The sequence below is a fragment of the Verrucomicrobiales bacterium genome (genome assembly GCA_016793885.1).
Lineage (GTDB): Bacteria > Verrucomicrobiota > Verrucomicrobiia > Limisphaerales > UBA11320 > UBA11320.
Window position 1 is genome coordinate 1 of sequence record JAEUHE010000189.1, and the last position, 8,454, is coordinate 8,454.

The window sequence follows — 8,454 nt, forward strand, 5'->3', positions numbered from 1 at the left end:
CCCTTGCGCCGGAGCTCAGCGATCATGTCTTTGGCGGGGAGCAAAGCATGAAACCTGTGGCGCGGTGGCGGGGCGAACTGCTCGACCACCGCGTGGAAACGATTGGGATCAAATGAAGTCATACTGGAAACTCATGAGCACACTAGTGAGCGACTCCCTGAGAATACCGTGCTCTGCGCCGAGGCCGGAGCCGGAGTGAAGGGCAGCCCGTACCCACGGCAGACCGTGGGAGGCACCGTGGCGGCGTCGGAGTTGAGCGAGAGTTGGAGCGAGAGAGTCTCCAGGATCGGAATCGGAGCTGGAGATATACCCAAAGCGATTGCGTGGACAAGGATGAGTTGCAGCAGCGCCAGAACCACCAAATCCTTCCGTGAGGAAGGGGTAAGGCTTGCACTGTATTAATGTCGTATTCCATGGGATCGATTCATGATTTGGTTTTGCCGAAGGGTGTCGGCCCACTTGCGCAATCCCCCGAGGGTTTCCTCGGCCGAATTGAACTGATTGAAGAAGGAATCACGTTGGCGTTTGATCTCTGGATCAATGGGTGTGTTGCCGTGAGATCGTTTGAAGGCTGGATCGAACTCCGTCTCCAAGTGCTGGAGAAACTCTTTCAAGACTGCGACCGCTGTCTCAACTTCGCGGGATGTTGGCGAACTCATGGGTCGAGTTCAGCAGAGATTTGGTAGTGCAGTGCGTATGCCATACGCGAACTGCATGAGATCCCCGTATACAACAAAGCACTAAGAGTCGGTGAGCGTGAGGATGCCTGAAACTCAAAACGATTACGGAGCCACGGAAGGAGTGACGGAAAAAGGGCGTGCTTGTGTGGGCTCTATAACTTAAGAAGCGGCATGGCGAGCTCGAGGACCAAGCGCACTGCGGACAACAAAACTAGACGAACTCAACTTCGTGCTGACTTTGTCACAACAGCGAACCCGTTCATTGGCATGAAAGTCGATGGCCGGATCTCAGCACTCGCTTCGCTGAAAGAGGGTGCAAGGAAGGACTTCCAAGACAGTGTCCATAGACTGGTGAACCTTGTGGGTTCGGTAAACCCATTGCAGCTCCTGGCACACTTTGCGTACTACGATCAGCTGCATCTACAGGACACTAAGGACGGCAGCAACTATACTCCGGCATCCCAAAGCGCAGTAGAATGGCTGCAGGCTCTGACATTACGAGTCTCTGTGTCGGCGGTCGAGCACAGCATGACCACTTGCCCTACCCCGCAACAACTGGCCGTAGCCAACCACAGTCTGAACACAGCCGAGGAGTCTTGCGCTCTCATGCGGCTACCGACGGGGCGACCACCTGAGTCGATTGAAGTCGCCTCAGAGACGATTCGACACCACACAGCGTTTGTTAGAAATGAAGGGTATGGCTCTCAGTTACGCCGTCTCCACCTGCAACTTTTTCAGCCACTGGACAAGGGTTTTAAGGACCTAGAGGGCGTTTCGCTATCAGAGGTTGCCACATTTCTTTGGGCGTTATTGGACTCGGTGGAGAGGCGAGTAAATGACGAGCTAATGTTACGTCGTAAAATCGTCGGTCAGCCTACTGCAAACCGCGTCATCAAGGCATTCGCAACCCTGATCGAGTGTCCAGCAGACGAGGTAAGAAAGGAAATGGGAGCCTTTGCGTCAGATCTTCGCGCCGTCCGAGCCGCAGTGGTAGACTGGCTAGATAGTCGCAATTTCCGCTTATTCTGGTTCACCGAGTCTGACCTCGCGCAACTACTGCAACCCCGAGTTTCTTCGGAGACGGTGCGCTCTTTACTGAAGACGATCAGCCTACCCTTCGGCGCACTAGAGGGAGCTGATCCTGAGAAGCTGCTTCTCGACAATCCCGTGTGGACAAAACCTTTGATAGACGCCGGAGGTGATTGCTACTACTGCCCGTTCGTAGGCTCGGTTCCATCCTTCGGCTTAGAAATCCTAGAGCAACTCCTCCACAAGCACCCGGAACTCACGAATCGATACGTCCAGGACGTGCGTCCCGCTTACCTGGAGAAACAAACGGAGGCGGTCGTTCGGAAGGCCTTCCCACAAGCCAAAATTTGGAGGGGCTTACGATGGAAAGGCTCAGACGGTAGAGATTACGAAAACGATGTCCTGGCGATGATCGACACGCATGTGCTTGTCTTCGAGTGCAAATCCGGCCGCGTTCGTCCTCGAGCCCAACGGGGCGATCCTGCGGCCATGAAGACAGATCTTGGCAAACTCATAGGGGACGCCGCAGTTCAAGGTCGACGCTTTGCGGACTTTCTCCTAGCCAGTAAGGGAGTATTCCAACTGCAGGATGCCACCGGTCGCTTACATCAGATCGATTTACGTCAAGTGATTCGGACAACATCCGTCAATATCACGCTCGATTATGTGGGTCAGTTAGGGGTGGAACGGCGCTTACTGAATGAATCGGGTCTATTGGCAGCTTCTACCCCAATCGTACCAACCATTCCATTGCACGACTTAGAGAACATTTTCGAGCTTCTGAACGAACCAGCGATCGCTTCACACTACTTGAATAGGAGGCCCGAAATCACGTCTTCCAACCACATCCTGGCCAGCGAAAATGCCATGCTGGCATTGTATCTCATGACTAGCTTTGATTTTGGTGAAGTGGAAGGGGATTCAGGCCAGCGGTTTGTGATTCCTGATCTAGGCCAAAGACTCAATCCCTATTTCATGGCCAAAGAAAGAGGAATCAACGCCCCCAAACCCTCACCACGTCTCGTTCAGTGGTGGCATGACATTCTTGCGAAATTCGAACAGAGAAAATTTCCCGGATGGATCGAAGCAGCGCATGTCCTCTTGTCTGTTGGTTACGAGCGGCAACGAGAATTCGAGCGACTCTGCAAGAGGGTTACCAAGGATGTACGCAATAACTGGCACCAGGAGCATCAGAATACCTGTGTGATGGTCATTGGACCGACTTTCCGCAGAACTGCTATCGTCTTTCTCGCCATCAAAATGAGATCCCAGGAGCAGGTGCGTGAACTGGTTCAAGATCGAATCGAACGATCGGTGCGCGAGAACGATGTTCTACGCATACTGGTGATCACATATTCCGCCGGCGAAAGAGTCTACCCGTATCTTGGCGCGTACTTCCATTGCCCTGAGCTTCAAGGAATGGCAGCAAGCGGACTGGCGCAAGAGCTTAGCCCTTCCCCACCTTGTTGAGACTGAACCTCGCCACAGATCCGGACCGCCCACTCCTAGGAACGGGGTTCGCTTCGAAAACCAGCAGCAGCGGATTCACCTATCCTCGAAGCTCGGAGGTGCCAAGAATGCGTATGTGCTACGCCCCCACCGTTCACTTGGGGAACTACAATCGCCAGATGGTCACTGCAAAGACTCAATACAGCCTCAAGAACGCCCAGGGGTATTTCGAGGAGCACCTCAGCGTCGGAGACTATTATGATCAGGGACAACGTGTTGCTGGGGAATGGTTTGGGATCGGTGCAGAGCGCTTGGGTCTGGCCGGCCGTATCAGTCGGGATGAATTCCTACGGTTGTGCGAGAACGAACACCCTAGCACAGCGGATCCGCTCACCCAACGACTGAACACGACCCGAACCGAGGACGGTCAACGGATACCGAACCGGCGGATCTTCTTCGATTTCACTTTCTCACCCCCAAAGTCGGTATCCATCATCGCGCTGGCTGCTGGCGACGAGCGAGTGGCCCAGGCTCACGCAGAGGCAGTCCGCCTCGCACTGAAGGAGTTCGAAGCGTTCGCCGGGACGCGAATTCGCACGGGTAAACGGCACGGTGATCGTGCCACCGAGAACTTCGTGGCTGCCCTGTTCACACATGACACCTCCCGAGCCCTGGATCCCCACCTCCACACGCACTGCATCGTCTTCAACGCCACCTATGATCCAGTGGAAGGTCGATGGAAGGCCCTGCAGAATCATGGACTCCTCCAAGCGCGCAAGTTCGCTGAGAATGCCTATTATCACGAGTTGGCCAAGGAGCTCAAAGGTTTCGGCTACCAGATACAAAACCGGATCGAGGGGGATTTTCATGTGGCCGGAGTCTCCAAAGAGCTCTGTGATCGGTTTTCCAAGCGCGATGCTCAAATCGATGCGGCTTTGGAGAAACTCCTGCAGGAGAAACCAGAGCTAGCCACCGCGAACCTGCGTCAGCTTCGAGCCGATCTGGCGACGGTCGAACGTGCGCGTAAGCAGCGCGAGTTCTCGTCCACCGAACTGCGGGCTCTATGGGATGGGCAAATGAGCGATCATGAACGCAAATCTTTGGCAGAGTTGCGCCAGGGTCAGAAGGAGGCGGAACCAAGCGGCAACAATAAGAAAGTTCTACAGGAGGCGGTCTCGTGGGCGGAGGAGCACCTCTTCGACCGTCACTCGGTCGTGATGGAATGTCAGATCTGGCAAGAAACCCTGGGCCGCGCTCGAGGTGAACAACTCACGTTACAGGATCTAAAGGCCTACACTCGGGCTCGCGGGTACGTTCGGAATCCGGATCGACCGCATGAAGTGACCCTACGGGAAGTCCTTCTTCGCGAGCTAGAGATCGTCAAGACGGTCCGGGACGGCATTGGAGAGGCTCAGCCGCTGGTGCCGTCCCCGAGCGTGATCGACCCACGTCTGGATGCTGAGCAACACCAGGCTCTGAAGGGTTTGCTTTCCTCCATCAACCAGGTGTCCGTGTTCCGAGGGGGCGCTGGGACCGGGAAGAGCTTTGTCCTTGGGGAATTGGTGAAGCAGGTCCAACAGGCCGGTCGGGAAGTCATCGTCCTCGCTCCCCAACGCCAACAGGTCGTCGACATGGAGGCCGCAGGTTTTCCGTCACCCCTAACGGTAACCAGTTTTCTTCAGAAGCGGGAGATCTCCTCAGGAGGAGTGATCGTGGTAGACGAAGCGGGCCAGATCGGAGGGCAACAAATGGTCGAGCTACTACGCTGTGCCAAGGGGAAGCACGCCCGCCTGATCTTGTCGGGGGATACACGCCAACACGGGCCAGTGGAAACCTCCGACGCCCTAGTGGCCATCGAGAAACATTCCGGAATCCACGCCGTCGAGCTCCATACCATCCGACGCCAGGATCCGGCTCGAGGAAAGACCCTGGAGGAAAGACGTCAGATTCGAGACTATCGCCAAGCCGTCGAAGCTGCAGCCGATGGACGTTTGGCCGAGTCGTTCACCAAGTTGGAGGCGGCGGGGTTCGTGACACCCTGTCGGCTAGGCACACAATCTGACGCCCTTGCGGAAGAATACCTCCAGCTCGCCGAGCAGAAAGCTTCCGCCGTGGTCGTCTCGCAGACTTGGAGTGAAGTCGACCGGCTCAATACCAAGATCCGAGAGTCACTTAAGGCCAAAGGTCTGATTGGGCAGCAGGACCATCCGATCCAGACTCTAGATAGGTTGGACCTCACCAATGCCCAAAAGCGCGACCAGCGCTTCTATCCCTCCGGGGCCGTCATTCTATTCAACCAGCAAGTCATGGGCTGCGCTCCAGGCCAGACCGGAAAGCTTCAAGGTGTCGTCAACGCCGGGGTGATCGTAGAAGTCGAAGGAAAACTCCTCACGATCCAGAATCGCCTCCTCTCCCGTCTGACCGTATGTGTGCCTCGGGAACTACCCATCGCCGAGGGCGACCGGCTTCACCTCAAAGCCAATCGAAAGCTCGGATCCGGAGCCAAGGTCACCAACGGCGAGTTGGTGACCGTTAAGCAAGTCCGATCGGAGAGCGGACAAATCAAACTCACCGACGGTCGAATCCTCGATCCGTCCTTCCGGGAATTTGTTCCTGGCTACGCCATCACCTCCTACGGATCGCAAGGTAAAACCGTGGATTACGTCCTTTTCTCCGACTCGGCGGTCCAGGTCGCAACCAATGCACAGCAGTGGTACGTCAGCATCAGCCGGGGTCGTAAAGGCGTCCGCATCTTCACCCCCGACAAGGAGTGCCTCCGTGAAGCTGTCGCCCGTTCCGGCCACAGTCCGCTGGCGATGGATCTTCTCCCGACCTACTCCATCGGCTCTTCCTCACCCCGCCACACGCTCCGCTACGGGGTATGGGGCCGATTGCGCAGTTATTTGGATCGCTTCGGCCACCGCGCCGCGAATCTCTACATCCGTATCAAATCGAGGCGACGACAGAGCAGCAAACAAATCAAACCAATCATCAAGCAAAGCCATGCTCACCAAACCACCCGAATGCTGGTCCACCGACCCGAACGCCCACGCACTCAAAGTCGAGGTCTCCGCTGATCAATCCGTCCTACTCCCCTTCGAGCACCTCCTCTTTTCTGAACTGGTCAGTCATGCCGACGCCCAGGAGCTCCAGTTATCATTCGTCACCCACGAGGTCATCGTGGCCGGGACCTGCCTCCGCAAGATCGAATCCGCCCTCCAGCGAAGGGATCTCGCCCACTTGGCGGTAACGATTCACTCAAACGGTCGACCGTCGGAAGACGCACAACCGACAATCCGTCAAATAGCGGTCCGCCGGATCGATATGGATGGAGCCTCATCACGGGAAGCGGACCATGGAAGCAAACCGCCTGCTGAGGGAGAATAAGCAGTCGAACCTCCCGGACACGGATGTGTCCCTTCCGCTGCTTCGGTTGGGACGTTGGGAGGGAGACTACCCTTTCCGAAGCAGGGGCTGAGGGGGCTGAGGAAACGGCGTAGCGACCGAGCAATCTCGCAACGGAAGCGCCGCACCTTGAGGTGCTTTCACCCTGGAGTGACGAGCGAGGGTGAAGACAGGCAGAGCAGGCTTGAGCGAAATGAGCAAAAGCCTCGTCGCCGGTCAGCACACACGTTGGTCACGCCAAGTCTCCGATGAGGCAAACGAAGATTCCCAGCCTCAGAGGCCGCGGATGAATTGCTGGTGCCAACTGACCCGGTCAGTAAAGCAAAACGACGATGCTAAAATCGATAAATCGTCGTCCCATTGAGGGGATGTGAGGAGCTTATCCCCTCGAACCATGCCCTCAGGACACTTTCGCAACTCACGGAATTTCAACCATCTGCCTTCGTTCGAGTTCTCGGACACTACGGGATCCGCCCGACTGGGTGGTCGCGTGTATATCCAGTTTTTCGTTAACCGTTGAGTGCCCGCGCTTTGGGCTGCAAAGGAAGTTCCCGCCTTGAAATGAGGAGGCTAGTCTACGGAGATCTCATTCCATAAAACCGATACCCCATACGTCTGGAAGCAGAATCCCGCCACTGCTCGACGCCATAGCGGTTCGTGATAAGTCCGAGAACCCCCCACTCGCCTGGAAGACGAAAGCCGCCGACCGCGTAAACATCACCAGGCACCCCGAAAATCGTGAATCGAAATCCTTCGGGGGTGATGCCGCTCAGAGGACTCGAGATGCCGAGAGTCGGGAGCTGGGTGAAAGCGGCCACGATGTGCTTGCTGGCATCCATCACGGTTTCAAGAACTAAATCCGAGCCGGTGGCACCGCCACCCCAACCCAGGAAAGTCTGCCCCGGGGCCGGGATTGCCGTAAGCCGCAAACGCCTGCCCGCAGCAAATCGACTCCCGCTCGCGTTCAACTCAACCCGCCCAAGCCCAGTCTCAGAGATCGTCAAAGAAACCTGCCCCGTGGGTAGCGGTTGAAAGACGGCCGTTATGCTGGGCGCGGCGCTGGTCACACTGAGAGAAATGCGAGTGTCCGTCCCGACCGCCGCACCGCTCCAGAACGCGAAGTAATTTCCCGGTGCGGGCACGGCTGAAAGACGCACGCTTGCCCCGTAGGGAGTCCAGAGCGCCGCCGGGAAGCGATCGACGGAGCCAGCTCCCAGAGTGTGAGTAGAAAGCTGAGTGCCGAAGATCGCCCTAAGGTTTCGGTCGAATGTCATCGCTACAACCGCCTCCCGGTTCGTTCCATCAGCATCGCCAAGCCAATGCAGGAAGTCCCAGCCTGGAAGCGGCGTTGCGCTCACGGAAGCAGTGTGGTCTCCCCGATAACCTCCGGAGGGCGGTTCCACGGAGAGCAGGCCTCCGCCAAGAGTATCCGCGCTCAAGGCAGGCAGTATCACCACCTTTAGAACCCGGCTTTGTCGCGATTCTGAGAAGGCCGTATTGAAGGCGATGGCGCGTAGTTTGGACGTCCTGGCGATTGCAACCGGGCCTGTATAGAGTCGTGACGCCAGCCCCGGCTCCGAGCCATCGAGAGTGTAAAGGATGACGCCGCCAGGGTAAGCGGTTTCCATGGAGACGAGCGCCGGGCCACGATTTGTGACCGCGGATTCTAACACCACTTTGCCCTCGGCGAAAAACATCGGCTCCGGAGAAGGGATTGCCTCGAAGCGTAGGTCATCCACGGACATTAGCTGCTCCGTTCTTGACACGCTCCCGCCCCAGTCATTGAACCAGCGAAGAATCAGCACGCTGCCCGGCTTCCAGAACAAGTTCGAGACTACCCCGCTGACGACGTGGCCGAGTGGTAGACGCTCGTCGCCCGTGGCAAAGGTCG

General features: G+C 56.8%; 4 protein-coding genes. 2 read left to right on the plus strand and 2 right to left on the minus strand.

Annotated features, from left to right (window positions below):
• Positions 1-398 precede the first annotated feature (398 nt).
• Entirely contained in the window at positions 399-659 is a 261-nt protein-coding gene (locus JNN07_21925; protein MBL9170410.1) for a hypothetical protein, read from the minus strand.
• Positions 660-947: 288 nt separating this feature from the next.
• Between JNN07_21925 and JNN07_21930 the strand changes: the two genes are divergently transcribed.
• Both JNN07_21930 and JNN07_21935 read left to right on the plus strand, forming a co-directional pair.
• A complete protein-coding gene (locus JNN07_21930) occupies positions 948-3,179 on the plus strand; it encodes a hypothetical protein (protein MBL9170411.1) in 2,232 nt (743 codons plus the stop codon).
• A 107-nt stretch (positions 3,180-3,286) separates the two neighbouring features.
• Positions 3,287-6,235, plus strand: coding sequence for a relaxase domain-containing protein (locus JNN07_21935; protein ID MBL9170412.1), 2,949 nt, complete (start codon positions 3,287-3,289; stop codon positions 6,233-6,235).
• Positions 6,236-7,138: 903 nt separating this feature from the next.
• On the opposite strand, the gene JNN07_21940 is transcribed toward JNN07_21935, so the two are convergent.
• A partial coding sequence (locus tag JNN07_21940; GenBank protein ID MBL9170413.1) for a chitobiase/beta-hexosaminidase C-terminal domain-containing protein occupies positions 7,139-8,454 on the minus strand: 1,316 nt, incomplete at its 5' end.

What these genes read in the sequence shown, in the direction of transcription:
- JNN07_21935 (MBL9170412.1), top strand. Translation starts at nt 3,287, where the DNA reads ATGCGTATGTGCTACGCCCCCACCGTTCACTTGGGGAACTACAATCGC.
- JNN07_21930 (MBL9170411.1), top strand. Translation starts at nt 948, where the DNA reads ATGAAAGTCGATGGCCGGATCTCAGCACTCGCTTCGCTGAAAGAGGGT.
- JNN07_21925 (MBL9170410.1), bottom strand. Translation starts at nt 659, where the DNA reads ATGAGTTCGCCAACATCCCGCGAAGTTGAGACAGCGGTCGCAGTCTTG.